The 25,095-nt window shown below is 69.2% G+C and carries 30 protein-coding genes; 12 read left to right on the top strand and 18 right to left on the bottom strand.

Going from position 1 to position 25,095, the window contains the following annotated elements; all coding sequences use genetic code 11:
• Positions 1 to 3 precede the first annotated feature (3 nt).
• From GGQ87_RS04480 to GGQ87_RS04445, 8 genes are all read right to left on the bottom strand, one after another.
• Entirely contained in the window at positions 4 to 828 is an 825-nt protein-coding gene (locus tag GGQ87_RS04480) for a S1 family peptidase (protein WP_168045490.1), read from the bottom strand.
• Positions 829 to 832: 4 nt separating this feature from the next.
• Positions 833 to 1,276 (bottom strand): DUF350 domain-containing protein, encoded by a 444-nt coding sequence (locus tag GGQ87_RS04475; protein ID WP_168045489.1) that lies wholly within the window; start codon positions 1,274 to 1,276, stop codon positions 833 to 835.
• 105 nt (positions 1,277 to 1,381) lie between these two features.
• Complete coding sequence (gene rlmN / locus GGQ87_RS04470; RefSeq protein ID WP_168045488.1) at positions 1,382 to 2,557, bottom strand: dual-specificity RNA methyltransferase RlmN; 1,176 nt, start codon at positions 2,555 to 2,557, stop codon at positions 1,382 to 1,384.
• Positions 2,558 to 3,075: 518 nt separating this feature from the next.
• On the bottom strand, positions 3,076 to 4,425 hold the full coding sequence (locus GGQ87_RS04465) for an amidohydrolase family protein (protein WP_168045487.1): 1,350 nt from the start codon (positions 4,423 to 4,425) through the stop codon (positions 3,076 to 3,078).
• Positions 4,425 to 5,921 (bottom strand): amidohydrolase, encoded by a 1,497-nt coding sequence (locus GGQ87_RS04460; protein ID WP_168045486.1) that lies wholly within the window; start codon positions 5,919 to 5,921, stop codon positions 4,425 to 4,427. Before GGQ87_RS04460 ends, GGQ87_RS04465 begins: the two co-directional genes overlap by 1 nt.
• A gap of 201 nt (positions 5,922 to 6,122) precedes the next feature.
• Positions 6,123 to 6,503 carry a hypothetical protein gene (locus tag GGQ87_RS04455; protein WP_168045485.1) on the bottom strand — a complete coding sequence of 127 codons (381 nt, stop codon included), beginning with the start codon at positions 6,501 to 6,503 and terminating at the stop codon, positions 6,123 to 6,125.
• Positions 6,504 to 6,622: 119 nt separating this feature from the next.
• Positions 6,623 to 7,552, bottom strand: a complete 930-nt coding sequence (locus GGQ87_RS04450) for an electron transfer flavoprotein subunit alpha/FixB family protein (protein ID WP_168045484.1) — start codon at positions 7,550 to 7,552, stop codon at positions 6,623 to 6,625.
• Complete coding sequence (locus GGQ87_RS04445; RefSeq protein ID WP_168045483.1) at positions 7,552 to 8,316, bottom strand: electron transfer flavoprotein subunit beta/FixA family protein; 765 nt, start codon at positions 8,314 to 8,316, stop codon at positions 7,552 to 7,554. The genes GGQ87_RS04450 and GGQ87_RS04445 overlap by 1 nt, the downstream gene beginning before the upstream one ends.
• A gap of 122 nt (positions 8,317 to 8,438) precedes the next feature.
• On the opposite strand from GGQ87_RS04445, the gene GGQ87_RS04440 reads away from it, so the two are divergent.
• A complete protein-coding gene (locus GGQ87_RS04440) occupies positions 8,439 to 8,771 on the top strand; it encodes a hypothetical protein (protein ID WP_168045482.1) in 333 nt (110 codons plus the stop codon).
• Between the two features lie 4 nt (positions 8,772 to 8,775).
• Here GGQ87_RS04440 and GGQ87_RS04435 read toward each other — a convergent pair whose 3' ends face one another.
• Together GGQ87_RS04435 and GGQ87_RS04430 are read right to left on the bottom strand one after the other, a co-directional pair.
• On the bottom strand, positions 8,776 to 9,348 hold the full coding sequence (locus tag GGQ87_RS04435) for a cob(I)yrinic acid a,c-diamide adenosyltransferase (RefSeq protein WP_168045481.1): 573 nt from the start codon (positions 9,346 to 9,348) through the stop codon (positions 8,776 to 8,778).
• A 4-nt stretch (positions 9,349 to 9,352) separates the two neighbouring features.
• Positions 9,353 to 9,556 (bottom strand): twin transmembrane helix small protein, encoded by a 204-nt coding sequence (locus GGQ87_RS04430; protein ID WP_168045480.1) that lies wholly within the window; start codon positions 9,554 to 9,556, stop codon positions 9,353 to 9,355.
• Positions 9,557 to 9,668: 112 nt separating this feature from the next.
• Between GGQ87_RS04430 and GGQ87_RS04425 the strand changes: the two genes are divergently transcribed.
• Positions 9,669 to 10,790, top strand: coding sequence for a hypothetical protein (locus GGQ87_RS04425; protein WP_168045479.1), 1,122 nt, complete (start codon positions 9,669 to 9,671; stop codon positions 10,788 to 10,790).
• 28 nt (positions 10,791 to 10,818) lie between these two features.
• Here the strand turns inward: GGQ87_RS04425 and ahcY are convergent, their stop codons facing one another.
• Entirely contained in the window at positions 10,819 to 12,210 is a 1,392-nt protein-coding gene (ahcY, locus tag GGQ87_RS04420; protein WP_168045478.1) for an adenosylhomocysteinase, read from the bottom strand.
• Between the two features lie 187 nt (positions 12,211 to 12,397).
• Here ahcY and GGQ87_RS04415 point away from each other — a divergent pair, with 187 nt between their 5' ends.
• From GGQ87_RS04415 to GGQ87_RS04405, 3 genes are read left to right on the top strand one after another with little or no spacing between them, the layout of a single operon-like run.
• Positions 12,398 to 13,333, top strand: a complete 936-nt coding sequence (locus GGQ87_RS04415; RefSeq protein WP_168045477.1) for an aspartyl protease family protein — start codon at positions 12,398 to 12,400, stop codon at positions 13,331 to 13,333.
• Between the two features lie 40 nt (positions 13,334 to 13,373).
• Positions 13,374 to 14,369, top strand: a complete 996-nt coding sequence (gene bioB, locus GGQ87_RS04410) for a biotin synthase BioB (protein WP_168045476.1) — start codon at positions 13,374 to 13,376, stop codon at positions 14,367 to 14,369.
• A gap of 34 nt (positions 14,370 to 14,403) precedes the next feature.
• The gene (locus GGQ87_RS04405) at positions 14,404 to 14,778 is read left to right on the top strand and encodes a Tat pathway signal protein (RefSeq protein WP_168045475.1); all 375 of its coding nucleotides are present in this window, start codon (positions 14,404 to 14,406) and stop codon (positions 14,776 to 14,778) included.
• Here the strand turns inward: GGQ87_RS04405 and GGQ87_RS04400 are convergent.
• Positions 14,775 to 15,620 carry an alpha/beta fold hydrolase gene (locus GGQ87_RS04400; RefSeq protein WP_168045474.1) on the bottom strand — a complete coding sequence of 282 codons (846 nt, stop codon included), beginning with the start codon at positions 15,618 to 15,620 and terminating at the stop codon, positions 14,775 to 14,777. The two genes, GGQ87_RS04405 and GGQ87_RS04400, sit on opposite strands and share 4 nt — an antisense overlap.
• A 50-nt stretch (positions 15,621 to 15,670) precedes the next feature.
• Positions 15,671 to 16,645 carry an ABC transporter ATP-binding protein gene (locus tag GGQ87_RS04395; RefSeq protein WP_168045473.1) on the bottom strand — a complete coding sequence of 325 codons (975 nt, stop codon included), beginning with the start codon at positions 16,643 to 16,645 and terminating at the stop codon, positions 15,671 to 15,673.
• A gap of 147 nt (positions 16,646 to 16,792) precedes the next feature.
• On the opposite strand from GGQ87_RS04395, the gene GGQ87_RS04390 reads away from it, so the two are divergent.
• The 4 genes from GGQ87_RS04390 to GGQ87_RS04375 all read left to right on the top strand — a co-directional run bounded on the left by GGQ87_RS04390 (position 16,793) and on the right by GGQ87_RS04375 (position 20,298).
• A complete protein-coding gene (locus GGQ87_RS04390) occupies positions 16,793 to 17,047 on the top strand; it encodes a hypothetical protein (protein WP_168045472.1) in 255 nt (84 codons plus the stop codon).
• Between the two features lie 61 nt (positions 17,048 to 17,108).
• Positions 17,109 to 17,348, top strand: coding sequence for a zinc-finger domain-containing protein (locus GGQ87_RS04385; RefSeq protein WP_168045471.1), 240 nt, complete (start codon positions 17,109 to 17,111; stop codon positions 17,346 to 17,348).
• 53 nt (positions 17,349 to 17,401) lie between these two features.
• On the top strand, positions 17,402 to 19,273 hold the full coding sequence (cobT, locus tag GGQ87_RS04380) for a cobaltochelatase subunit CobT (RefSeq protein WP_168045470.1): 1,872 nt from the start codon (positions 17,402 to 17,404) through the stop codon (positions 19,271 to 19,273).
• Complete coding sequence (locus GGQ87_RS04375) at positions 19,270 to 20,298, top strand: esterase-like activity of phytase family protein (protein ID WP_342448302.1); 1,029 nt, start codon at positions 19,270 to 19,272, stop codon at positions 20,296 to 20,298. Before cobT ends, GGQ87_RS04375 begins: the two co-directional genes overlap by 4 nt.
• On the opposite strand, the gene GGQ87_RS04370 is transcribed toward GGQ87_RS04375, so the two are convergent.
• The 3 genes from GGQ87_RS04370 to GGQ87_RS04360 all read right to left on the bottom strand — a co-directional run bounded on the left by GGQ87_RS04370 (position 20,282) and on the right by GGQ87_RS04360 (position 22,062).
• A complete protein-coding gene (locus tag GGQ87_RS04370) occupies positions 20,282 to 20,833 on the bottom strand; it encodes a demethoxyubiquinone hydroxylase family protein (protein WP_342448301.1) in 552 nt (183 codons plus the stop codon). The two genes, GGQ87_RS04375 and GGQ87_RS04370, sit on opposite strands and share 17 nt — an antisense overlap.
• A 67-nt stretch (positions 20,834 to 20,900) precedes the next feature.
• The gene (locus GGQ87_RS04365; protein WP_168045468.1) at positions 20,901 to 21,434 is read right to left on the bottom strand and encodes a disulfide bond formation protein B; all 534 of its coding nucleotides are present in this window, start codon (positions 21,432 to 21,434) and stop codon (positions 20,901 to 20,903) included.
• 52 nt (positions 21,435 to 21,486) lie between these two features.
• Positions 21,487 to 22,062: a YqaA family protein gene (locus GGQ87_RS04360; protein ID WP_168045467.1), complete on the bottom strand. Its 576-nt coding sequence runs from the start codon at positions 22,060 to 22,062 to the stop codon at positions 21,487 to 21,489.
• A 152-nt stretch (positions 22,063 to 22,214) separates the two neighbouring features.
• Between GGQ87_RS04360 and GGQ87_RS04355 the strand changes: the two genes are divergently transcribed.
• Together GGQ87_RS04355 and GGQ87_RS04350 are read left to right on the top strand one after the other, a co-directional pair.
• Positions 22,215 to 22,661, top strand: a complete 447-nt coding sequence (locus GGQ87_RS04355) for a VOC family protein (RefSeq protein WP_168045466.1) — start codon at positions 22,215 to 22,217, stop codon at positions 22,659 to 22,661.
• A gap of 1 nt (position 22,662) precedes the next feature.
• Positions 22,663 to 23,274, top strand: a complete 612-nt coding sequence (locus GGQ87_RS04350; RefSeq protein ID WP_168047315.1) for a DUF6655 family protein — start codon at positions 22,663 to 22,665, stop codon at positions 23,272 to 23,274.
• Here the strand turns inward: GGQ87_RS04350 and GGQ87_RS04345 are convergent.
• Both GGQ87_RS04345 and GGQ87_RS04340 read right to left on the bottom strand, forming a co-directional pair.
• Complete coding sequence (locus GGQ87_RS04345; RefSeq protein WP_168045465.1) at positions 23,271 to 23,726, bottom strand: hypothetical protein; 456 nt, start codon at positions 23,724 to 23,726, stop codon at positions 23,271 to 23,273. The two genes, GGQ87_RS04350 and GGQ87_RS04345, sit on opposite strands and share 4 nt — an antisense overlap.
• On the bottom strand, positions 23,723 to 24,643 hold the full coding sequence (locus tag GGQ87_RS04340; RefSeq protein WP_168045464.1) for an acyl-CoA desaturase: 921 nt from the start codon (positions 24,641 to 24,643) through the stop codon (positions 23,723 to 23,725). The genes GGQ87_RS04345 and GGQ87_RS04340 overlap by 4 nt, the downstream gene beginning before the upstream one ends.
• A gap of 86 nt (positions 24,644 to 24,729) precedes the next feature.
• Here GGQ87_RS04340 and GGQ87_RS04335 point away from each other — a divergent pair, with 86 nt between their 5' ends.
• Entirely contained in the window at positions 24,730 to 25,041 is a 312-nt protein-coding gene (locus tag GGQ87_RS04335) for a metalloregulator ArsR/SmtB family transcription factor (RefSeq protein ID WP_168045463.1), read from the top strand.
• The last annotated feature ends 54 nt before the right edge of the window (positions 25,042 to 25,095 follow it).

Below are 25,095 nucleotides of genomic sequence, written 5' to 3'. Positions count from 1 at the left end.
GCCTCAGACTGACAGGCAGACGACCTGCGCCACGCGGAGATCGCGGCGCAGGTCGTCGGCCACCAGACCATAGTTGTCGACGTCGATGGTGCGTCCGGTCAGCGGCTCGTCGGCCTTCTGCAGACCGCGGACGGCCGGGCCGAAGGTGTCGGGCGCTGTGGTGTAGATGCGGCCGCGGCGTGGGCTTTCGGCGATGGTCACGCCGACGGCGCGGCCCTGCCTGTCCAGCACGGGCGCGCCGGACAGGCCGGCCAGTGTGCCGCCCAGAAGGTCAGTGCGGCCGACCTCGGCCCAGGCGAGCACCGGCTCCTCGCGCTGTCCGCGGCCCCGGACGCGCAGGGTCTCGCGGCCGAGCAGACGGGAGGTGACCTCGCCGGGACGGCCCTGCGGATAGCCCGGATGGAAGGCGCGCTGCCCCTTGTGCAGCGGCTGGCCGGTGGCGATCGGAATGGCGGCGGGTCCGCCGGCGGTCTGAAGCACGGCGATGTCGGCGCGGGGGGCGAGGCGGACGTCGGCGGCGACGGCCCGGCCGCCCCCGACCATGATCGCCGGACGGCGGCAGCCCTCGACGACGTGGCGGGCGGTGACCCAGCGGCCCTCGCCGGCGATGGAGAAGGCGGTGCCCGAGGCAGGCTGGAAGGGGATGTCCGGCGCGTTGACGGTGACGGCGGGATCGAAGGGGGTGATCGGCCCGAGCAGTGCGCCTTCCATCTCGTCGGGCGGCGGCGGCGCGGGCGGGGCGTCGGCGTTCTCGCGCTGGCCGAGGGAGGCGCCGATCAGGGCGGCGAGGACGAGGGTGTAGACGACCCAGTCGGAAGGACGGGCCATGGCCTCAGCCGGTCAGGGCGGCGGCGAGGATCAGGGCCGTCGACAGCTTGGCGCCGGCCAGCAGGACGGCGGCGGAGACCTCGCCCTCGCGGATGCGCTGGGGCAGGCCGGTCAGCAGCAGGTCGACGATGCGGAAGGCGAGTAGCTGGAGCACGACGGTGGCGACGCCCCAGATGACGATGTCGCGGACCGAGGTCGAGACGCTGAGGCTGACGGCGAGGGGGATGGCGAGGCCGACAAGGACGCCGGCGAAGGCGACGGAGGCGGCGGCGTTGCCCTCGCGGATCAGTGTGATCTCTCTCCACGGGGTCAGCAGGGCGTAGATGATCGCGCCGGCGACCAGCAGACCGAGCGTCACCGCCAGATGGGCGACCGTCGTCGGGAAGCCCGAGGCGAAGGCCTGGACCTCGGCGCTTTCGAGAACCTGGGTGAGAGACGAGGAGTCCATTGCGGTCCGGGCGGGTGACACAGCCGAGGCTGTGCCCCATTCCCGCCCTATTCCGCAAGCGCCGCGGCGCCACAGTCGGTCAAGATTGGTGTCGCTCTGTGACGGTCAGGCGGCTTCGACCGTCCCGGCGACGGCGGCCTGTTCGGCGCGGCGGACGCTGGCGCGAACCTTCTCGCTTTCCGACTTCAGCTGACCGCAGGCGGCGAGGATGTCGCGGCCGCGCGGGGTGCGGATCGGCGAGGCGTAGCCGGCCTTGTTGAGGATGGCCGCAAACCGTTCGATCGTCTTCCAGTCCGAGCATTCGTAGTCGGTGCCGGGCCAAGGATTGAAGGGGATCAGATTGACCTTGGCCGGGATGCCCTCGATCAGCTTGAGCAGGGCGCGGGCCTCGTCGGGGCTGTCGTTGACGCCCTTCAGCATGACGTATTCGAAGGTCACGCGGCGGGCGTTGGAGATGCCCGGATAGGCGCGGATGCCGGCCATCAGCTGTTCGAGATTGTACTTCTTGTTCAGCGGCACCAGCACGTCGCGCAGGGCGTCGTTGGTGGCGTGCAGGCTGATCGCCAGCATGGCCTGGGTGCGGGTGCCGAGCGCGTCGAGCTGCGGCACCACGCCGGAGGTGGAAACGGTGATCCGGCGGCGCGACAGGGCGATGCCCTCGTTGTCCGAGATGATGTCGATGGCGTCGGCGACATGGTCCAGATTGTAGAGCGGCTCGCCCATGCCCATGAAGACGATGTTCGACAGGCGGCGATCTTCCTTGGGCGAGGGCCATTCGCCGAGGTCGTCGCGGGCGACCTGGACCTGGGCCACGATCTCGGCGGCGGTCAGGTTACGGACCAGCTTCTGGGTGCCGGTGTGGCAGAAGGTGCAGTTGAGGGTGCAGCCGACCTGGGACGAGACGCACAGGGCGCCGGCGCGGCCGACATCGGGGATATAAACGGTCTCGATCTCGATGCCCGGGGCGGTGCGGATCAGCCATTTGCGGGTGCCGTCCTTCGACACCTGACGCTCGACGATCTCGGGCCGGGCGAGGGTGAAGTGGTCGGCGAGTTTCGCCTGCATGTCCTTGGCGACATTGCTCATCGCTGCGAAGTCGGTGACGCCGTAGTGGTGGATCCAGCTCCACACCTGCGAAGCGCGCATCTTCGCCTTTTCCGGCGGGCAGATGTTCGCGTCGACCAAGGCCTGACGCAGTTCGCCGCGCGTCAGACCGGACAGGTTGACGGGCCCCGCGGGGGCGGCGTTCGGCGTGCGCGAAAGGTCGAGCGTGAGGCTCAAGGCGTTGTCCTTGGGTGGCGGGAGGCAGGTCTTATACCACAGATCGGGCTGGTTTTAAGGCGGGGAGGGGGGGGCGGCGGCCCGGCGATTTTCCCCGGATGAAACTCATAAAAATACAGTCCATAGAGTCCGTAGAGTCTGTTTTGCTCTGCCAGCGGAGCGGCGCAGCAGCTGAAGCGCCTGGACGGCTCGGGCGGGTTGAGTTATCAAAGACCGGCGGGAAACGAAGGGCTGCAGTATACGGCCGCCGGTTTGTCAGCCGGACAAGTCGCGTCGAGAAAAGGCCATGTGTCTGGAAAGGCGGGAGGTTTTCTCCGCTATCCGACTATAGATCTCCGGATTGTAAGCACAGCGTCACGTCTCCTCCCTGTCGCGCAGCGATGGGGAGGGGGACCATGCGAAGCATGGTGGAGGGGCGGTAGACCGAGGCGCGGTTTCGCCCCTCCACCCCTCGCGCTGAGTCGCGCGAGCGGTCCCCCTCCCCATTCGCGGAGAGCGAACGGGGAGGAGACAGCGTTTTACCGCCCGTAGGCCGGGGGCATGGCGCCTTCGCCGCGGGCGTAGCGGTCACGGAGGAGGAACTGGCGGCTGGCGGGGGCCTGTTCGGCGCCGCCGATGAAGATGGTCTCGGCGATGCTGAGGGGTTCGAGCGGGTCGCCGGACCAGACCACGACGTCGGCGGCCGCGCCGGGGCGGAGCTCCCCGAACTGGCCGGCCATGCCGAAGATGCGAGCCGGATTGACCGTGATCGCCTCGATGGCCGACTCGTAGGACAGGCCGTGCGAGACGGCGTTGCCGGCGTTGTAGCGGATCTCGCGGGCACGGTGGATCGAGCCCTCGTTGCCCTTGATGGCGATGGTCACATTGGCCGCGTCCAAGGCGGCGGCGTTCTCCATCCGCGCGGCGCGGGTCTCGATGCTGCCGGGCAGGTTGGAGATCGGGTTGAGCAGGACGGGCACGCCGGCGGCGGCGATCTGGTCGGCGACCAGCCAGCCTTCCTCGGCGCCGTCGAGGATGACCTTGACCCCTTCCTCGCGGGCGAGGCGGAGCACCTGCTGAATGTCGGCCGCGCGGTGGACGGTGACGATCAGGGGCATGGTCCCGTTGGCGACGGGGATCAGGGCCTCGAGATCGGCCCGGGACAGGGAGAGGTCGCGCAGGCCCGCCCGATCGTAGGCGCCCTTGTTGCGGGCGTAGAGGCGGACCTCGGCGAGCGTCTCCTTGAACTGGACGAACTCGGCCCCGCGGGCGCCGCCGGACACGCCGGCGCCGGCCTCGCCGAAGGGCGCGACCATGGCCACGCGCGGCTTGACGAGGATGTCGCCGCCCTGGGCGAGATGGATGATGGCCGCCTGACCGGCGAACAGGCTGGGGGACTGGTAGCCGCCCTCGCCGACGCCGGCGAAGTCGCTGTCGTCCTGATGCTCGTGACCGGCCGATCCGCCGGGATGGCTGGGAACGACGATGGCGCGGGTGATGCCGCCGAGACGGGCGACCGGCAGGGTGAAGGACCACGGGTCGAGGCCGTAGCTGACGTCGAAGGAGGCGCTGATGGAGTTGGCGCCGTTGGTCAGGTCGTCGGAGCCGCCGACGGAGGAGATTTCCGAACCGCCGAGGCCGGAGTCGACCGCCACGAAGCCGGGGGCGACGACCTTGCCGCGGGCGTCGATGACCCGGGCGCCCGACGGAGCGGCGCCGGTCCCGACGGAGACGACGCGGCCGTTCTGGATGACGACGGTGCCGTTCTCGATCACCGAGGTTCCGGTCAGGACGCGGCCGCCGGTGATGGCGGTGAGTTCCTGGGCGAGGGCGGGGCTGGCGAGGGCGGCGGCCGAGACCGCCGCGAGGATGAGGGTCCTGAGGCGCATCAGCGGGCTCCCTGCGGAACGTTGGCGGAAGGCATGCCGTAGCCGGGCTGGCCCAGTTCGTAGTCGGACACCGGCTGGTAGGCCGGGTTGAAGCGGTCGAAGGCGAGGCCGCCGTCGACGAAGACCTGATCCGCGCGGGCGTAGACGCTGAACGGATTGGCGCTCCAGATCACCACGTCGGCGCGCTTGCCAGCCTCGAGCGAGCCGGTCTGGTCGGCGATGCCGAGCGACCGGGCGGGATTGAGGGTGACCCAGCTGATCGCCCGCTCCTCGGGGATGTTCATGCCGATGCGGCGGCCGGCGGCGAGGGCCGCGGCGGCTTCCTGATTGAGGCGCTGGGTCAGTTCGGCGTCGTCGGAGTGGATGACGGCGCAGCTGTTCGGCTGGGCGTCGACGATGGCGGCGTTGGCCTCGATGCCGTCGAGCGCCTCCATCTTGAAGCCCCACCAGCCGGTCCACATGTCGGCGCAGATGCCTTCGCGGGCCAGCAGGGGCGCGATCTTGTAGGCCTCGACCGCATGGTGGAAGGCCGTGATGCGGTAGCCGAACTCCTTGGCGATATCGATCATCACCGCCATTTCGTCGGCGCGGTAGCAGTGGTTCTGGACCAGAACCGAGCCGTCGAGGACGCCCGCGAGGGTCTCGAGCTGGAGGTTGCGGGTCGGGGGCGAGCCCTCGCCGTCCTCGCGCCACTTGTCCCATTTGGCCTTGTAGTCGCGGGCGGCGATGAAGGCGGCGCGATAGCCGGCGACATTGCCCATGCCGGTGGCCGGCGACTGGTTGCGGCTGCCGTAGACGCGGCTGGGGTTCTCGCCGCAGGCCATCTTCAGGCCGTAGGGCGCGCCGGGCATCTTCATGCCCTGCATGGTCACCGAGGGGATGTTGCGGACGGTGACGCCGCGGCCGCCGAACAGATTGGCCGAGCCGGGCAGGATCTGGAGGGTGGTGACGCCGCCGGCGCGGGCGGCGTTGAAACCGGGGTCCTGCGGCCACAGGCTGTGCTCGGCCCAGACCTGGGCGGTGTTCGGGCTGGTGGCCTCGTTGCCGTCGCTCATCCCCTGCACGCCCGGCGAAGGATAGACGCCGAGGTGGCTGTGGGCGTCGATGATGCCGGGGGTGACGAAGCGGCCGGCGGCGTCGACGCGGCGGTGGCCGGCCGGGATCGGGGTCGAGGCCCCGCCCACGGCGGCGACGCGGCCGTCGGTGACGATGACCACGCCGTTGTCGATCCGCTGGCCGGCGCCGGTGAAGACGGTCCCGCCGACGATGGCCATGTTCTCGCGGGGGAGGCCTCGATAGGTCGAGGGATAGGGATCGGGGTTGTTCGCGAAATCGAGACCGGCCGGAAGCGGCTGACGCGCCTCGGCGGACGACGAGCCATCGGCGGCGGGCGTCTCGTCTCCGCCGGTGGTGGCGCAGGCCGAAAGGGAAAGGGCGCCGGCGAGGACGCAGGCGAGGGCGGCGAGGCTGGGGCCCCGCAGGCGGTTGACGATCATCGGACGCTCCCCTGATGCGCCGGCGGCGCAGAACGAGGGGGGATTACAAGAGGCTCAGCCGTGATCCGACAAGGCCGGAAACATTACAGATCGGTAAGGCGGGAGTGGAGCTCGTCGTCGGTGAGGCCGTCGATCGTCAGCATCTTGGTGCGCGACTGGCCGCCGCGGTCGAGGGCGACGGCGGATTTCGGGACGTAGCTTCTAGGCCGAACGCTTCTGAGCCCAAGCATCTTCAAGGCTACGAATGCGCTGCTGTTGGGCTCGCGTACGAATCTCGGTGCGTGCCATGGAATGACCTTCGGGCCAGAGGAGCTTGGCGGCCACTCCGACGGCCTTTAGCTCATCGAGGTCTTCAACACGCTCGTAGGCCCAAATCCTCCAGCGAGTCACGAGAAGGGACCACGTCAGCCAAGCGGCCGGCCAACTGACGAGGAAGGCGAGTCCCGCTGCCATCATTGCCCATTCCGGATGACCGAGCGACGTCACGATTACATGGGTCATGATCGGAACACCCAGCATCATGAACATGACGCCGCCGTTGACGGTCCAGTAGCCACGGCTAACAGCCTGCAAGGGGGTCATCTTGGGGGTGCTCCGCTGCCGAAATCCGCCTGCACTCTGCCAAGACCAAGCGCCCCGACCAACGAAAAAGGCGCGGCCCTGTGGCACCGCGCCCCCTTCAGTCAATCCTGGGCCGAATCCTACCCCAGCGCCTTCATCAGCTCCGGCACGGCGGTCTTGTAGTCCGCGACCCAGCCGAAGTCGGCGACCTGGAAGATCGGGGCGTCGGCGTCCTTGTTGATGGCGACGATGATCTTGGAGTCCTTCATCCCGGCGAGGTGCTGGATGGCGCCCGAGATGCCGATGGCGATGTAGAGGGCCGGGGCGACGACCTTGCCGGTCTGGCCGACCTGGTAGTCGTTGGGCGCATAGCCGGCGTCGACCGCGGCGCGCGAGGCCCCGACGGCGGCGCCCAGCTTGTCGGCCAGCGGGTCCATGACGGCGTGGAATTCCTCGGCCGAACCAAGGGCGCGGCCGCCGGAGACGACGATCTTGGCGGCGCCGAGTTCGGGCCGGTCCGACTTGACCATCTCCTCGTTGACGAAGGCGGTCTTGCCGGCGTCGGCGCCCGCGACGGTTTCGACCGGGGCCGAGCCGCCTTCAGCGGCGGCGGCGAAGGTGGTCGGACGGACGGTGATGACCTTCTTGCCGTCGGACGACTGGATCGTCTCCAGCGCGTTGCCGGCGTAGATCGGGCGCACGAAGGTGTCGGCGCTGACCACTTCGACGATGTCGGAGATGGGGGCGACGTCGAGTTTCGCGGCGATGCGCGGCATGAAATTCTTGCCGTCCGTGGTGGCCGGCGAGAGGATCGCGTCATAGCCGCCGGCGAGGCCGACGACGGTCTGTTCGACCGCTTCCGCCAGCTGGTGACCCAGGCCGGCGCTTTCGGCCAGCAGCACCTTGCGCACGCCCGCGATCTTCGCGGCGGCGTCGGCGGCGGCCTTCGAGCCCTGACCGATGATCAGGACATCGACGTCGCCGGAAAGGGCGAGGGCGGCGGTGACCGTCTTGTGGGTGGTGTCGCGGACGGTGTTTCCGTCGCGGTCGGCGATGACGAGAACGGCCATTACAGCACCCCCGCGGTCTTGAGTTTGGCGACCAGATCGGCCGCGTCCGTGACCTTGATGCCGCCGGCGCGCTTGGGCGGCTCGGTGACCTTGAGGACTTTCAGGCGGGGGGCAACATCGACGCCGTAGTCGGAGGTGGCCTTCACGGCGATCTCCTTCTTCTTGGCCTTCATGATGTTGGGCAGGGAGGCGTAGCGCGGCGTGTTGAGGCGCAGGTCGACGGAGACGACCGCAGGCAGGGTCGCGGCGAGCGTCTGGAGGCCGCCGTCGACTTCGCGCGTCACAGTCGCCTTGCCGCCGCCGATCTCGATCTTCGAGGCGAAGGTGGCCTGGGGCCAGTCGAGCAGGGCGGCCAGCATCTGGCCGACCGCGTTGTTGTCGCCGTCGATCGACTGTTTGCCGAGCAGGACGAGGTCCGGCTTCTCCTCGTCGACCACGGCTTTCAGCAGCTTGGCGACGGCGAGGGGTTCGAGGTCGCTGTCGGACTGGATCAGCAGGCCGCGGTCCGCGCCCATGGCCAGGGCGGTGCGGATGGTCTCCTGGGCCTGGGTCACGCCGATGGAGACGACGACGATCTCGGTCGCCGTGCCCGCCGCGTGATGCTCCTTGCCTTCCTTGAGACGCACGGCCTCTTCGACGGCGATTTCGTCGAACGGGTTCATGCTCATCTTGACGTTGGCCAGATCGACGCCGGTCTGGTCCGCCTTGACGCGGGCCTTGACGTTATAGTCGATCACCCGTTTGACGGGGACGAGTACCTTCATTGCGCTGTCCATCAGATCGCCGGAATGTGCGGGCAGGGAATGGAACGCCTGCCCCGGCCTGTCAACGTAACGCCGCGTCAAGGGATGCGGCGCCGGGGCGCTGAACGAGAACGGAAGAGACGATGCACCGCCTGCTGACCATGAAGCGACTGAGCGTGCTGTTCCTGGCGAGCTTCGCCGTGCTGGTGGGGGCGGTGTTCGCCTGGCAGGCGCTGGTGGTCGCGCCGGGCGACCGATGCGAACGCGGCGGCGGCTGGTGGGACGGGGACACCAAGATTTGCGCGCGGCCGATCTCGATCGCGGAGGTCACGGGGCGGGCTCCGGGACAGAGCCGGGCCGAAGCCTCCGACGCCAAGAACCGCGAGCTGATTGAGATCGAGGACCGTCTGGCTGCCGCCCAGGCCGAGCGGAACGCCGAGGTGGAGCGCCAGCGCGCGGCCCTCGCGGGACAGTAGGGGCTCAGCGGGTCGCGCCGGGGCTCCATTTGACGTCGTCGGCTCCGTTGGCGTTGGCGCGGCGAGCGGCGACGAACAGGTGGTCCGACAGCCGGTTGAGATAGCGCAGGGCGGCGGGCGAAAGGTCGCAGCCGGCCTCACGGGCGCGGACGGCGTCACGCTCGGCCCGGCGGCAGACGGTGCGGGCCAGATGCAGATGCGCCGACAGGGCCGAGCCGCCCGGCAGGATGAAGCTGTCCAGCGGCTTGAGGCTGTCGTTCATCCAGTCGATCTCGGTTTCGAGCCGCTCGACCTGGCTGTCGAGGATGCGCAGGGCCTCCCATTTCGGGGCGGGGTCGTGCGGGGTGGCGAGGTCGGCGCCGAGATCGAACAGCTCGTTCTGGATACGGCCGAGCATGGCGTCGATGCGGTCGTGCTGGCCCGAGTTGAGACGGGCGAGACCGATCACGGCGTTGAGTTCGTCGACCGCGCCGTAGGCCTCGACGCGGGGGTCGGTCTTGGACACCGGGGCGCCGGAGGCAAGGCGCGTTTCGCCGCCGTCGCCGGTCCTGGTATAGATGCGGTTCAGGACCACCATCGGGTCAGCCCCCGTGCGTGGACTTCCACCACATGCCGGTGACCAGAAGCGCGACGGCGAGGGCCTGCAGCGCGACGCGGAGCCGCATCAGCTTGTTGGAGCGGGAGCGGGCCTCGGGACCGGTCTGGTAGAGCGAGCGGATGCCGAAGGCGAGGGTGATGGCCACGGCGATGATGGCGAGGATGATGAGGACGTCGAGTACGTTCATGCGGTCACTCTAGAGCCGGCTCCGCCGCGAAACCAGCGCCACAGCGCCGCGCATGGTCAAGCTAAGCCGTTGGTCATCAATTCATGGTTCGGTGGATTTTTCCGGGGGCCTCATGACAGACCGCGCGATCCGCAATCTGGCGCATCTCAGACGCTCGGCCTCGACGGCGCGCGTGCTGAACCTGCTGAAGGTCAGCCTCGACCATGGCCGGGACCCGGACTGGAAGGCGCGGCCGGTCTTTCAGACCCCGGCCCTGAACTGCGCCCTGATCATCAAGCACCGCCTGCGCCGCGACGAGCTGGACTCGTTTCACATGCGGCGGCAGGTGGCGACCAAGGTGGTGATCCCGATCGACGCCGCCGATCTGAAGACCGGGGGCCGCTATGTGTTCGTGGACCAGAAGCGGTTCGAACGGATCATGCACGAGGCCTTCGGACTGGAGGCGGGCCACCCGGACCTGACGACGCTGCGGCTGATGGACGCCCTTCCCTCGCTGGACCCGTTCCTGTTGCGAGAGCAGTTGCGCCGCGCGGGCGTCGAGCCGGCGCCCTGCTATTTCTCGATCAGCGAGAGCGACATGAGCCGGATGGTTCAGTTCGTGGAGGCGGAAATCCGGCCGCTGGTGACGCTGAGCCTTGGCGACGACATCGAGGCGGTCGGTTCAACCCGGCGGCTGGCGGGCAAGATTCTGTCCAATGAGCCCGGCGACCGGATGGAGGCGCTGCGCCAGACCCTGCATCTGAGGCCCGAGGAGTATCAGGAGGGTCTCTTCTGCTGGAAGGGCTTCCTCTATTACAAATGGGTCCTGACCAGCCTGACCGCCGAACTGGCGGCCGTGGCCGAGGCCGTTGCGACGGTGAAGCCGAACGGCAAGGTCGACCGCACGGCGCGGGAATATCTGGACCGCGGCCGCCACGTGCTGGGCGAGCGGATCGCGACCGTCAGCGGCCAAGCGGCGGGAACGCTGCGCATCTATGACGACGCCTATGCGGCGCTGACGCAGGATTCGCGGCCGGGCGCGTTCCGGGACTTCCTGCTGCAGGCGCCGCGCCTGTTCACCCGGCTGGGCGAGCAGCTTGGCGCGATCCAGCACGTGGTCAGCTTCTGGCATTTCCGCTTCAGCCCGGGCGCGGCGCCGGTCGGCGTCGAGGAGCTGATCGACGTCTTCATGGACTTCGAGACGGGCCTGGCGGACCGCGATCAGGACCTCGGCCAGCGAATGCTGGCGGCCTGAGGGCGCGTCCCCTCGCGGGGACGAACGGTCAGTACCGGTAGTGGTCCGGCTTGAACGGGCCCTGCACCGGCACGGAGATGTAGTCGGCCTGTTCCGGCTTCAGGGTGGTCAGCTTCGCGCCCAGCTTGTCGAGGTGCAGCATGGCGACCTTCTCGTCGAGGTGTTTGGGCAGGACGTAGACCTGGTTCTGGTAGGCCGACTTGTTGGTCCAGAGTTCGATCTGGGCCAGCGTCTGGTTGGTGAAGGACGCCGACATGACGAAGGACGGGTGGCCCGTGGCGTTTCCGAGGTTCACCAGACGGCCCTCCGACAGCAGGATGATCTTCTTGCCGTCCGGGAATTCCACGTGGTGGACCTGCGGCTTGATCTCGTCCCACTTGAAGTTCTTCAGGCCGGCGACCTGAATCTCCGAGTCGAAGTGGCCGATGTTGCAGACGATGGCGTTGTTCTTCATTGCCCGCATGTGGTCGACGGTGATGACGTCCTTGTTGCCGGTGGCGGTGACGAAGATGTCGGCATCGCCCGCGGCATCCTCGAGCGTGACGACCTCATAGCCTTCCATGGCGGCCTGCAGGGCGCAGATCGGGTCGATCTCGGTGACCTTCACCCGCGCGCCGCCCTGACGCAGCGAGGCGGCCGAACCCTTACCCACATCGCCGTAGCCGCAGACCACGGCGACCTTGCCCGACAGCATGACGTCGGTGCCGCGGCGGATGGCGTCGACGAGGCTTTCACGGCAGCCGTAAAGGTTGTCGAACTTGGACTTGGTGACGCTGTCGTTGACGTTGATGGCGGGGAACGGCAGCTCGCCGCGTTCGGCCATCTGGTAGAGGCGGTGCACGCCGGTGGTGGTCTCTTCCGACACGCCGCCGATCGCGTCGCGGATGGCGGAGTAGAAGCCGGGCTTTTCCTTCAGATACCGCTTCATCACGGCGTAGAGGGCCTCTTCCTCCTCGTTCTGCGGATTGTTCAGGACTGAGGGGTCCTTCTCGGCCTTGGGGCCGAGCACGCAGAGCAGGGTGGCGTCGCCGCCGTCGTCGAGGATCAGGTTCGGATAGCCGCCATCCGCCCATTCGAAGATCTTGTGGGCGTAGTCCCAGTACTCGATCAGGGTCTCGCCCTTGGTGGCGAACACCGGCGTGCCGGAGGCGGCTATGGCGGCCGCGGCGTGATCCTGGGTCGAGAAGATGTTGCAGGAGGCCCAGCGGACCTCGGCGCCGAGCGCCTCCAGCGTCTGGATCAGCACGGCGGTCTGGATGGTCATGTGCAGGGAGCCGGCGATGCGGGCGCCCTTGAGCGGCTGGGCCGCGCCGTATTCCGACCGCAGCGCCATCAGGCCCGGCATTTCGGTCTCGGCGATGGCGATTTCCTTATTGCCGAAGGCGGCGAGGGAAATGTCGCGGACGATGTAGTCGGTCATGGAGGCCTCGGCGGATGCTTGCGCCTGTATCGGGCGCGTATGTCGGATTGGGCGCCGCTATAGCCCGGCGGCCGGTTCCGGGCAATGAACATATAAGGACATCCTTATATGAAGCTTCGGACAGGTTGGGGGACAGCGCTCGCCGACCACGGATTTCCGTGCAACGATCCGTATCGGGAGGAGCGCGATGAGGGCAGACGGACCCAGCCGGCGGCTTGTGGGCGGCGCGCTGCTGGCCGGTCTCGCGGCGCCACGCCTCGCTTTCGCGCAAGAGACCCAGATCGACGAATTCCACGCCGACCAGACGACGGACCGTGTCCGGCGCTCGACGGTGCCCGTGTTCATCAATGGCGAGGGGCCGTTCCGCTTTGCGGTCGATACGGCGGCGAGCGCCTCGGTGGTGGCCAGCGATCTGGTCGAACGGATCGGGATCGCCCCCGCCGGCGAACTGGACATGAATACGGTGATCGGCCGCGAGCGCGTTCCGGCGGTTCGGGCGCGAACCCTGTCGAGCGGCTCCCTGTCGGTGGGCGAGGCGCGGATGGCGGTGGGCTCGCGCCCCGGCCTGATCGGTCTGGACGGGCTGCTGGGGCTGGACCTGCTGGCTGACCAGCGTCTGATCATGCGGTTCCGCGGTCAGGGCCGGTCTTCGATCAACCGGTCGCGACCCGATCCAGACCAGTTCCTCGGCGTCGTACGACCGCGGGTTCGGTTCCAGCCACCGCAGGGGGGCGGCGCCGAACTGATGGTGCTGACGGCGCTGGTGCGCGGCCAGCCGGTGCAGGCGGTGGTCGACACGGGCGCGCAGGTCACCCTGATCAATCCCGCGCTCGCCGCCGCTGCGGGGGCCCGCCCGTTCCAGAGCCGCGCCGCCTCGACGGGCGAGATGCTGGTGCAGTCGCCGACCGGACGCGCCGCCCCGGCCCAGGCCATGGTCGTGTCGGCGGTGCATTTCGACGAGCTGGTGCTGGACAAGCTGGCCGTGCTGATGGGCGACTTCCACATCTTCCGCCTGCTGGGGCTCGAGAATACGCCCGCCATGCTGATGGGGGTCGACGTGCTGGGCGTGTTCGACCGTATCGTGATCGACCTGAAGCGCGGCGAAATCATCATGGACGTCTGAGGTCTTGCCGCAGGCGTTCGCCTGCGTCAGGAACCGGTCCATGACCCGTGACCTTTCGATCCCCCGCCACGACTGGACGCTGGAAGAGGTGGAGGCGCTGTTCGCCCGACCCTTCATGGAGCTGGTGTTCGAGGCCGCGAGCGTCCACCGGCGCTGGTTCGACCCGTCGGAGGTGCAGAAGAGTCAGCTGCTGTCGATCAAGACCGGCGGCTGCGCCGAGAACTGCGGCTACTGCTCGCAGTCGGCCAGTTTCCAGACCGGTCTGAAGGCCGAGAAGCTGATGGATGCGACGGCTGTCATGGCCGAGGCCATGGCGGCCAAGGCCGGCGGAGCCAGCCGGTTCTGCATGGGCGCGGCCTGGCGTGAGCTGAAGGACCGCGACACGCCGAAGCTGGCGACGATGATCGCGGGGGTGAAGTCGCTTGGGCTGGAGACATGCGCCACCCTGGGCATGCTGACGGCGGATCAGGCGCGGCAGCTGAAGGCGGCGGGGCTGGATTATTACAACCACAACCTCGACACCGGGCCGGAGTATTACGCCGAGGTGGTGACGACGCGGACGTATCAGGACCGGCTGGAGACACTGGCCCATGTGCGGGAGGCGGGCATGAGCACCTGCTGCGGCGGCATCGTCGGCATGGGCGAGGCGCGGCGCGACCGGGCCGGACTGCTGCACGCGCTGGCGACCCTGCCGGAGCATCCCGACAGCCTGCCGGTCAATGCGCTGGTGCCGGTGACGGGCACGCCGCTGGGGGACCGGGTGAAGCGGGAGGGCGAGATCGATCCGATCGAGTTCGTGCGCACGGTGGCGGTGGCGCGGCTGGTCTGCCCGAAGGCCATGGTGCGGCTGTCGGCCGGGCGCGAGACGATGAGCCCGGAGATGCAGGCGCTGTGTTTCCTTGCGGGCGCCAACTCCATCTTCGTCGGCGGCAAGCTGCTGACCACGCCCAATCCGAAGCAGGACGAGGACGCAGCCCTGTTCGCCCTGCTGGACCTGAGGCCGATGGAGCCGAAGCCGGCGGCGGTGGCGGCGTAACCGGGCCTTAAACGCTGTCGGCTAGCGTGGGCGGATGGATCGCCGCGCCCTTCTCGGACTGAAAGACTCGACGTCGAAGACCAACGGCGGCTCCGGCGCGACGCAGGCCAGCTATCTGCGCCTGCCGACCATCACGGCCAATGTCACGCGGCCCGGCGGGCGGCGCGGGGTGATGACGGTCGAGACTGGCCTCGACACCGCCGACGCCGCCCTGCGGACCCGGGTGGCGCAGTCCGCGCCGCGGCTTAGGGCGGCCTATGCGACGGTGGTTCAGCAGGCGGCCAACGCCCTGCTGCCGGGTGCGCCGCCGGACGTGGAGCGGCTGGTGACCCAGCTTCAGGCGGCGACCGACCGGACGCTGGGCCGGGCGGGCGCGCGGCTGCTGATCGGGACCGTGATGGTGGTCTAGGCGTCCGCCTGCAGGAACACCTCGTCGATGGCCCCGGCGACCCGCTCCGGCGCGAAATGGTGGGCCATGTGGCCGAGTCCCGGCAGGTTGACGAACCGGCCGCGCGGCAGCACGGCCGCGAGAGGCCGCCCATGCAGCAAGGGGTTCACCACGAGGTCCCGGTCGCCCTGAAGGACTTGGACGGGAGTCTGACAGGCGGCATACAGCGGAGCGCTCCGGGCCAGGCTCCGGATCATCTCCAGGGCCTCCTGACCATCGGCCTGGAGCTGGGTTCGTCCGGACGCGAGTTCGAACGGAAAGCCGTCGCGGAAAGCCGCCGTCATCCGCTGGGGCAGAAACATCGCGTTCCACAGCGCCGGAAGCATGACCGCGTCCGCCGGCGCGGCGAGGAGCGACAGGCCGTCGCCCGCGAACGGCAGGGCGCGCGGACCGAACATCATCATCTCGGGACGCGGCTCGGGGAAGGCGATCGGCGCGATCAGCACGGCGCCCGAAATCGACCCGGGAAACCGGAGGGCGAGGGCCATCGCCACCGCGCCGCCGAACGAGTGGGCGACGATGACCGGCCGTTCCAGACCCAGCATGGTCAGGGCGGCATGGATGAGCTCCGCCTGCCGCCACGCCGATCCGGTTCCCGCGTCCCGCCCGCTGTGGCCGTGGCCGGGGCGATCGAAGGCCGTCATCCGAAACCGGGGCGCGAGGGTCGCGGCCAGGCCGGTCAGGCCTTCCTCCAGCGTGGTCAGGGCGCCGTGCAGATAGACGACGGGACGGCCCTCTCCGACCTGGGCGCAGGCGATCGGAAGCCCCTCGACCTCAAGGATCCGGCGTTCAGGATGTTGCATCGCAGCATAGCGAGCCGGAATCCCGATGGTTCCGGCGTGGTCTTGGGCCGTCAGTCCCTCGTCGGGCTGACCTGAGTGGCGTCGCCGTAGGTCAGGGCGAGGAAGACGTCCTCCAGATCCGGATCCTCGGTCGAGATGTCGGCGATGGTGACGCCCGCGGCGCGGACGGCGGCGAGGACCTGTTCGACCGACGACTGGCCCTTCTTGTAGCTGACCGCGAAGGCGCCGTTCGGGCGGGGGGTGACCTCGAAACCGGACAGGGCCGGAGGGCCGGCGAGCTCGCCCTCGGGCGTGACCACGACGTTGCGGGTGTCGAGGCGGCGCAGCAGCTGGGGCGTGGGTTCGCAGGCGACGACCTCGCCGCGGTTCATGATGGCGATGGTGTCGCAGAGCTCCTGCGCTTCCTCGAGATAGTGGGTGGTCAGGAGGATGGTGACGCCCTCGGCATTGATGCGGCGGACGTATTCCCAGAGCTGGCGGCGCAGCTCGACGTCGACGCCGGCGGTGGGCTCGTCGAGGATCAGGATCGGCGGATTGTGCACCAGCGCCTTGGCCACCATCAGGCGGCGCTTCATGCCGCCCGAGAGGGCGCGGACATAGGCGTGGGCCTTGTCGGTCAGACCGAGGGCGGCGAGCAGTTCGTCGGAGCGGCGGTCGTTGGCGGGCACACCGTAGAAGCCGGCCTGGACCTCCAGCGCCTCGCGGGGCGTGAAGAAGACGTCGGCGACGATCTCCTGAGGCACGACGCCGAGGGCGGCGCGGGCGTCGCGGGGCTGTTTGTCGATGTCGCGGCCCCAGATGGAGGCGGTGCCCCCCGTCTTGTTCACGACACCGGCGAGGATGTTGATCAGGGTCGACTTGCCCGCGCCGTTGGGGCCGAGCAGGCCGAACATCGAGCCGCGCGGAATCACCAGGTCGACGCCGCGCAGGGCGGTCTTCGGCGGGGCCTTCTTCGAACCGGCGTAGGTCTTCTCCAGCCCGCGGACCTCGATGGCGTTGGCGGGGAGCGGTTCGGATGCGGACATGGGCGGCTTTCAGGCGGAGCGGTCCGCCTAGGTAGGCGCGGGGCGGGACCGGGCCAAGCCCCCCGGTTTGTCAAACGTGCTTGACATCCGGATGAGAATGTCTAGCTTCCTTGTCATTGTGAACAGCGTCCTTGACGGAGCCGTGGGATGACCCGCACCAAGATGATCGGCTGGAGCGCCTTCGCGGTCTGCCTTCTGGGCTATGGCTCATCCGCCGCCGTCGCCGTCTTCTTCAAGCTGGGGCATCTCGATGTGCAGCAGGCGCTGCTGTTCGGCGGGCCGCTGGCGGTGATCGGCGAGATCGGCCTGTGGGTGGCGGCGGGCACGCTCGGCTGGACCATCTTCAAGCGTCGCAAGGCTCTGTTCGACCGGATGTTCCGCCGCAAGCCGCGCGAGGTTTGACGGCGGCGGCGGGCCCGCCTAGGAAATCGCACCGACGCGCCCTCCCAGCCCAAGGTCGATCATGCCGCCCCGCCACCCCGATGCGATCATCCCCCCGCCGGAAGAGATCGTGGTCTCGACCAAGCGCGTGGCGTGCGACGGCGGCGGCGGCGCCCTGGGCCATCCGCTGGTCTATATGGACATGGGCGAGGACGACTTCGTCGAATGCGCCTATTGCGACCGCCGCTTCGCCCTGTCGTCGCGGCCGAAGCCCGAGAGCGAATATCTGAGCCCCGCCGCGCGGCCGCCGGAAGCGCACTGAGCGGATCGACCGCTCCGCTTTTCAGCGGGCCGCGGAAAGGCTAACCGGACGCCATGGCATCCGCCGAAACTCCCGCCGAAATCTTCAAGCGCGCGCTGGCTCATGCGGCGCGGGCGCTGGCCGAGCAGTCGGAGCTCGAGGTGGTGTTCGGCTCGGATGGACCGCGGCTGGCCGACGGCGTCCTGACCCTGCCCCATCCGCCGCGCGACCCAGGCGCCCCGGAGAGCGCCTCGCTGCGCGGACAGGCTGACCGGCTGGCCCTGCGGCTGGCCAATCACGACGAGACCCTGCACGCCCGGCTGAGGCCGTCCGACAGTCAGGCGGCCGATGTGTTCGAGGCGGTCGAGCAGGCGCGGGTGGAGGCTGTGGGGTCGCAGTCGCTGGCGGGTGTGCGGGCCAATATGAACGCGGCGCTGCTGACGCGGCTGGAGCGGAGTGGGGCCCTGCGGGCCGCGGCGGCCGACCGGGTGCCGCTGAACGAGGCCGTGGCTCTGCTGGTGCGGGAGCGGCTGACCGGGCAGCGGGCGCCAGACGGGGCGGGCGCCCTGCTCGATATGGTGCGTGGCGAACTGGAGACGAAGGCGGGCGCGAAGATCGATGCGCTGGCCGAGGTGGCGGACGATCAGGCGGCGTTCGCGGCGCGGCTGAAGGACGTGCTGCGGGCGCTGGACCTCGATCCGGGCGACGGACGCGGGGACGACGCCTCGGACGAACAGGGCGAGGACGAGGCCGATCCGCAGGAGCCGGAGGCCTCCGACGAACAGGACGAGGAGGACGACGCCGGCGGCGGCGAAGGGCAGTCGATGGACGGCTCGACCGACGACCAGACCGCCGGCGAGGAGCGCGACAGCCGTCCGGACGGCGCGCCGGCGGACCCGGACGGCGACGCTTCGGACGAGGGGCCGGAACTGAATGAGGGTGCCCTGCCCAACCGGCAGGAGATCGGCGACGACGGCCGGGCCGTCGACGCCTATCGCGTGTTCACCACCGCCCATGACGAGATCATCGACGCGGCCGAGCTGTGCGATCCGAACGAGCTGGACCGGCTGAGGTCGCTGCTGGACCAGCAGCTGACGGCGCTGTCGTCGGTGGTGGCGCGGCTGGCCAACAAGCTGCAGCGCCGGCTGATGGCGCAGCAGAACCGCAGCTGGGCCTTCGATCTGGAAGAGGGGGTGCTGGACACCGCCCGCCTGACCCGGATCATCACAGACCCGACGTCGCCGCTGAGCTTCAAGGCCGAGAGCGAGAGCCCGTTCCGCGACACGGTGGTGACCCTGCTGCTGGACAATTCCGGCTCGATGCGCGGGCGGCCGATCATGGTGGCGGCGGTCTGCGCCGACATCCTGGCGCGGACGCTGGAGCGGTGCGGGGTCAAGGTCGAGATCCTCGGCTTCACGACCCGGGCGTGGAAGGGCGGACAGGCGCGCGAGGCCTGGATCAGCGCCGGCAAGCCGGGCAATCCCGGGCGGCTGAACGACCTGCGCCACATCATCTACAAGTCCGCCGACGCGCCGTGGCGGCGGGCCAAGAAGAATCTCGGCCTGATGATGCGCGAGGGGCTGCTGAAGGAAAATATCGACGGCGAGGCCCTGAACTGGGCGCACGACCGGCTGCTGGCGCGGCCCGAGGCGCGGCAGATCCTGATGGTCATCTCGGACGGCTCGCCGGTCGACGATTCCACCCAGTCGGCCAATGCGGCCCTGTATCTGGACAAGCACCTGCGGCAGGTGATCGCCGAGATCGAGACCCGCTCGCCGGTCGAGCTGATCGCCATCGGCATCGGCCACGACGTGACCCGTTGGTACCGGCGGGCGGTGACCATCGTCGACGTCGAACAGCTGGGCGGGGTGATGATCGAGAAACTGGCCGAGCTGTTCGACAGCGAGCCCAAGGCGGCGCCGAAGCGGCGAAGGCGAGCGGCGTGAGACTGTCCGCTGCGGCGGTGTTGGCGATGGCCTTGGCGCTGTCGGCCTGCGCGACCGCGGTTCCCGCGCCGGTATGGAGCGGAGCGGGCAACGGCTGGAGCGCGGCGGAAGCGGAGGTGAGGCCGGTCGGGCTGGGGATACCCGGCGGGGTCGCCCTGGCGCGGGGTGTCAGGTTCGCGGGCGGCGTCGAATGGGTGCTGGAGCCGGACTCGCCGCTGCACAGCGTGTCGGACCTGAAGCTGCTGGACGGTGGTGAGTTCGTCTCGGTCACCGACGCGGGCGATCTGGTGCGCGGGCGGCTGAGCCTTGGGGCGACCGGTCGTCTGGAAGGCGTGGACTCGCTGCGCCATCGGCGGCTGACGCTGCTCGACGGCCGGCCGATCATCGACAAGGCGGATGGAGACGCCGAAGGGCTGGCGGTCAGCCAGGACGGCGATGTGCTGGTGAGCTTCGAGCGCGATCACCGCATCTGGGACTACGGTCCGGTGGATGCGCCGCGACAGGTCCCGACCGCCCTGCCCCGCCCCGACTTCGCCTTCACACTGAACGACGGGATGGAGGCGATCGCCACGACGGGCGAGCGCGTCTGCGGAGACTCGCCGCTGGAGCGGATGATGTCGCGGAACCGGCATTGCCTGCGCGTGGCCGGCGAGAGCGGCGGCGTCTGGGAGTGCGCGCCCGATGCCTGCGCTGTGGTGGTCGCCCCGCCGCCAGAGCCGATCCCGGACAGCGAATACCGGATCACCGGCATGGATCGCGATCCGTCTGGCGACGGCTATTGGGTCGTCGAGCGGCGCTACCGGCCGCCGGTCGATGTGCGGGCGCGGGTCCGGCGAATGGTGCGGGACGGTTCGCTCGGGCCCGTGCTGGTTGAACTGAGCCTGCCGTCGACGGTCGACAATTTTGAAGGCATCGCGGCGACGGCGCAGGGCGGGGGCGTGCGGATCTACATCCTGTCCGACGACAACGGCAGCGGGCGGCAGCGGACGCTGCTGCTGGCGTTCGACGTCAGACCCGTTCGCTGATCTTGATGGCGGCGCGGCAGCCGGCCTTGATGACGGCGCTGAGCAGGCCGTAGCCGGGGGCATCGCGGCTGCCCTGGCCGACGGCGTGGTCATGGTGGGCCAGTTCCTCGTCGCGGAACCGGGTCAGTTCGGCGGCGAGGTCGGGATCGCGATCCGCGAGCTCGGAAATCTGGTCGGCGTAGTGTTCCTCGATGACGCTTTCGACCGCCTCGGTGCAGGCGTGTGCGGCCTTCTCGCCCAGCAGGGCCGTGCCGGCGCCGAGGCCCAGCGCGGCCAGTCGCCAGATCGGGGTCATGACGGTGGGGCGGACGCGCTCGGCGTTGAGCAGGGCCTCGAAGCGGGCGAGGTGGACGGCTTCCTGTCCCTGCATCTCGCCCATGTCGGCGGCGATGGCCGCCTTGCCGGCGCGGCCTTCGAAGACGGCGCGCTGGGCCCGGTAGATGTGGACGGCGGCGTATTCGCCTGCGTGATCGACACGCAGGATTTCGGCGCGGCGGCGACGGCTGGCGCCGAGGCCGGGACGCGGCAGGCGCACAGGCCGGGCAGCCCTCTCACAAGGCTCGAAGTCGGGGCCGAACCCGGAGGCCGGTTCAGCCGCGGATTCAGGGGCGGGGGGCACGGGCATCCTTGGGCCTCTTGGCGGCGAACAGGCTGAACACGGCCAATGCGACCGAGATCAGCGCGTTCCATCCTGCCATGCTGAGGCCGAGGAAGCGCCACGTCACCGCGTCGCAGTAGACGGGCGGGGCGGCGGGGGCCGTGCCCAGCGCGAGTGCGGCCAGGCTTTCGATGCTGACGTCGCCGCCGCCGGCGCAGGCGGCCGGCAGGTCCCACCAGTTGTTCTCGCCGCCCATGTGGAAGACGGCGGTGACGGCGCCGGTGGTGAAGACCACGGCCAGCATGAAGGCGGCGATGCGGGGCGTGCCGCGGCTGCCCCGGCTGACCAGATGCCAGAGGGTGGCGGTCAGGGCGATGGCCACGGCGCCCCAGTAGACCTCGCGCTGCTTGAGGCAGAGGTTGCAGGGCGCGAGGCCGCCGAAACGCTCGAACGCGTGCGCCGCGCCCAGCAGCGCCAGCGAGGCGGCGAGGGCGAAGGCGGTCCACCACCGCGTCAGGAGTCGATAAAGGCCTCTCATCTGACCCTGTTCATAGCCGGGCCGGAGCGCGGCGTCGATGCGGCTCGCCCGCTCAGAGAAGCTTGACCGCCACGACGGCGCCGACCAGCACCACGATGCCGATGACGCTCCACAGGGCCAGCCGCTTCTCGACCTGCGCCAGCATGGCCGGGCCCCAGCGCCGGAGCACCCAGGCCTCGATGAAGAAGCGGGCTCCACGGGTGACGACGGAGGCGGCGACAAAGACCGGGAAGCTGAAGGCGGCCAGCCCCGAGGCGATGGTCACCAGCTTGTAGGGGATGGGGGTCAGGCCCTTGACCAGAATGACGGCCAAGCCCCAGCGGTCGAACCAGTGCTGGAATTCGGCGAGGCCGTCGGAATGGCCGAGCAGGTTCATCAGCCAAAGGCCGAGATCGGTCATGTAGAAGCCGATGGCGTAGCCGAGGATGCCGCCCAGCACAGAGGCGACGGTGCAGACCATTGCGTAGAAATAGGCCTTGTCCGGCCGGGCCAGGATCATCGGCGCCAGCATGACGTCGGGCGGGACCGGGAAGATCGAGCTCTCGGCGAAGGAGATGACGGCAAGGGCCGGCGTGGCGTGCCGGCTGCGGGCCAGCGAGAACACCCAGTCGTAGAGCTTGCGAAGCATGGATCCCCCGGACTTCGCCCGACGGCGCCCGTGCACCGGCTCTAGCAGCCGTGGCGGCGGCGCGCACCTGCCGAAACAGGGCGTGAGTCGCGGTCGCGGCCATCGGTCGCTATAGAGGCCGCCTCCCGCCTCTCCCCAAGGACCGGAAGACCATGCGCTATCTGCACACCATGGTCCGCGTGACGGACCTCGACGCCTCGCTGCGCTTCTATTGCGACCTGCTGGGTCTGGAAGAGGTGCGGCGGATGGAGAGCGAGGCCGGCCGCTATACGCTGGTGTTCCTCGCCGCGCCGGCGGATCGCGCGCGCTCCGAGGCCGAACGGTCGCCCGAGGTGGAGCTGACCTTCAACTGGGACCCGGATCCGGAGCCGTACAGCGGTGGGCGCAATTTCGGGCATCTGGCCTACAAGTTCGACGACATCTACGCCGCCTGCCAGCGGCTGATGGACGGCGGGGTGACGATCAACCGGCCGCCGCGCGACGGCCGCATGGCCTTCGTCCGCTCGCCGGACGGCATCTCCATCGAACTGCTGCAGGAGGGCGCGCCATTGGCGCCGGCCGAGCCCTGGGCCTCGATGCCCAACACCGGGAGCTGGTAAGCTGAGGGCCCTGATCCCCGCCCTGCTGCTGGCCGCGCTGTCGACCGGCTGCGCCTCGACGTCCGAGACCTATCCGTCGCGGACCGCGACCGAGCAGCTGCTCGTCGCCCGCGCCGCCGACCGCGCCGTGGAGGGCCTGACCCTGCCGATCCCGCAGGGCACGCGGGTGTTCGTCGACGACGCCTTCTTCCGCGCCGAAAACGCCCCCTATGCGGTCAGCGCGGTGCGCGGGGCCCTGTCAGAAGCCGGCTATGCGCTGGCCGGATCGAAACAGGAGGCCGAGGCAGTGCTGGAGCTGCGCGCCGGCGCCTTGTCGCTGGAGCAGATGCGGCGCGTGTTCGGGGTGCCGGAGATGCGCATCCCGATCAATGACAGCTTCAACGTCGTGTCGGTCCCCGAGCTGTCGGTCTACAGCCGCCGCGACCGGGTCGGCGTCGCCGAGTTCTCCGGCTTCCTCTACGAGCCGAAGACCGGGGCCCCCTTGGGCGCGGTCCTGCCCATGACCGGCGAGTTCCGCATCCGCAGCCACAAGCTGCTGATGATCGTCGCCTGGGGCCAGCAGAGCGTGGACCCCGGCGAACGCGACCCCGGCGACAGCTGGCGGGAGTTTTAGGCGGGGGCTGGTCCGGCCTTGCCATAGGCGATGCGGTGGAAAGTCCAGCCCGCGAAGGCGCCGGGCAGGATCATCAGCATCGGAAAGACAGCCGTATCCGGATTGAGCGCATACCAAGGAAAAAGCAGCGCCACCGTTATTCCCGTCAGGACGCCGCCCGCCACGATGACGTCGACACGCGCGCGGAAGCCGAGCTTGTAGAGGGCCGCCCAAGCGGGCAGGCCGACGATGAAAAGGCCTGCGGCAAAGACGAAGGCCGCGAGGACGGCGATAACTCCGAGCATGACCACGGCCATCGCTAGCCCCGTCACGACGACGAGCGGTGACGGCAGGCTGGATGGCAGCGTCGTGCCTGCCATGGCGAGGACGAATCCCGCTCCCGTGGCCACGCCGCCCGCCGCCGCCGCGGTCACCAGCGCTTCCGGAGCTCTTTGAGTTACCAGCAGCATCATCGCCCGACCTCCGCCGCCTGAAGCACCCCATTCCGCCCCGTCATCCCCTCCGGCGTTCTTACGTCCCAAGCCAGCCCCAGACGCACCAGCAGCTGGATGAAGCGGAAGCCCCAGTCGCTCTGGCCGGGATAGAGGCCGATGCGGGCGGAGCCGGGGAAGGCATGGTGGTTGTTGTGCCAGGCCTCGCCCATGGTCGGGATGGCGGCCCACGGGACATCATGCGCCTGAACGCCCGCGCCCTTGACCCGCCAGGTCTGGGGGCCGCGCCGGTGGGCCAGATGACCGACGAACCAGTGGCCGGTCACCGAGGCGGCGACGCGGGCGCAGACGCCCCAGACCACGAAGTCCCAGCCCCCCATCAGATAGAGGACCGCCGCGATCGGGAGCTGCTGCAGCATCCAGGTCCGTTCGAGGAAGCGATAGAAGCGGTCGCAGCCGATGCGGCCGAGGTCGAACGCCGGCGGATCCGCCAGCTCCAGCCGGCAGTGCATCTGCCAGACGGCGTCGATGAGCATCGGCCGGCGGTGAGCGAGGTAGTCGTGGCAGTCCGTCTGGCGCTGGGCCCAGTCGCGCATGTCGTGGGTGCGGATCATCCAGAACGGGCCGCTCATGCCGACGGCGGTCCCGACCCAGACCAGGATGTGCTCGAGCCACAGCGGGCATTTGAAGCTGCCGTGGATCAGGCGGCGGTGAAAGCCGACGGAGTGGCCCAGCAGGAGGGAGGCTCCTGTGGAGACCGCGAAGACCACGAGGGCCATGGGGCTGATGGTCAGCGGACCCAGGACGAGCGTCGCCGCAAGCATGGCGCCGTTCCACATGGAGTGTGCGGGATCCCAGACGACGCGGCCCTCGACCGGACTGCAGCCCGGCGCCTCGACCAGGCTGTTCACGGCGCAGGGATCGTCCGGATCGAGCATCGCAAGCTCTTTAGTATTTAAGACATAACTTAATCACTGAAATACGCCGCTGGCAAGCGGTTAGCAAATCGCTTAAATGTCGCGGCATGCAACGCGTCTTCGAAGCCCTGTCGTCGGTGGTCCGGCGCAAGATCCTGGCGTATCTCGCCCACGCCGACATGACGGCGGGCGAGATCGCGGCGCGGTTCGAGATATCCAAGCCGGCGGTGTCCCAGCATCTGACCGTGCTGGAGAACGCGGGACTGGTGACGAGCGAGAAGCGGGGCCAGTTCGTGCACTACCGGCTGGTGCCGGACCATCTGGCCAACACCCTGCACGCCTATGCGCAGGAGGTCTGTCCGGTGTCCAAGCCGCTGAAGGCCGAGAGCGCCAGGATCGCGGCCAAGCGGAAATCCTGACCATCTCGCCCGCTTGCGCCGGACGGTGCGAGCGGTGATGGTCCCGGGCTGAAG

Source organism: Brevundimonas alba (genome assembly GCF_011927945.1).
In the GTDB taxonomy this organism is placed as follows: Bacteria; Pseudomonadota; Alphaproteobacteria; order Caulobacterales; family Caulobacteraceae; genus Brevundimonas; species Brevundimonas alba.
This window is presented reverse-complemented; position numbering and strand designations above follow the sequence as displayed.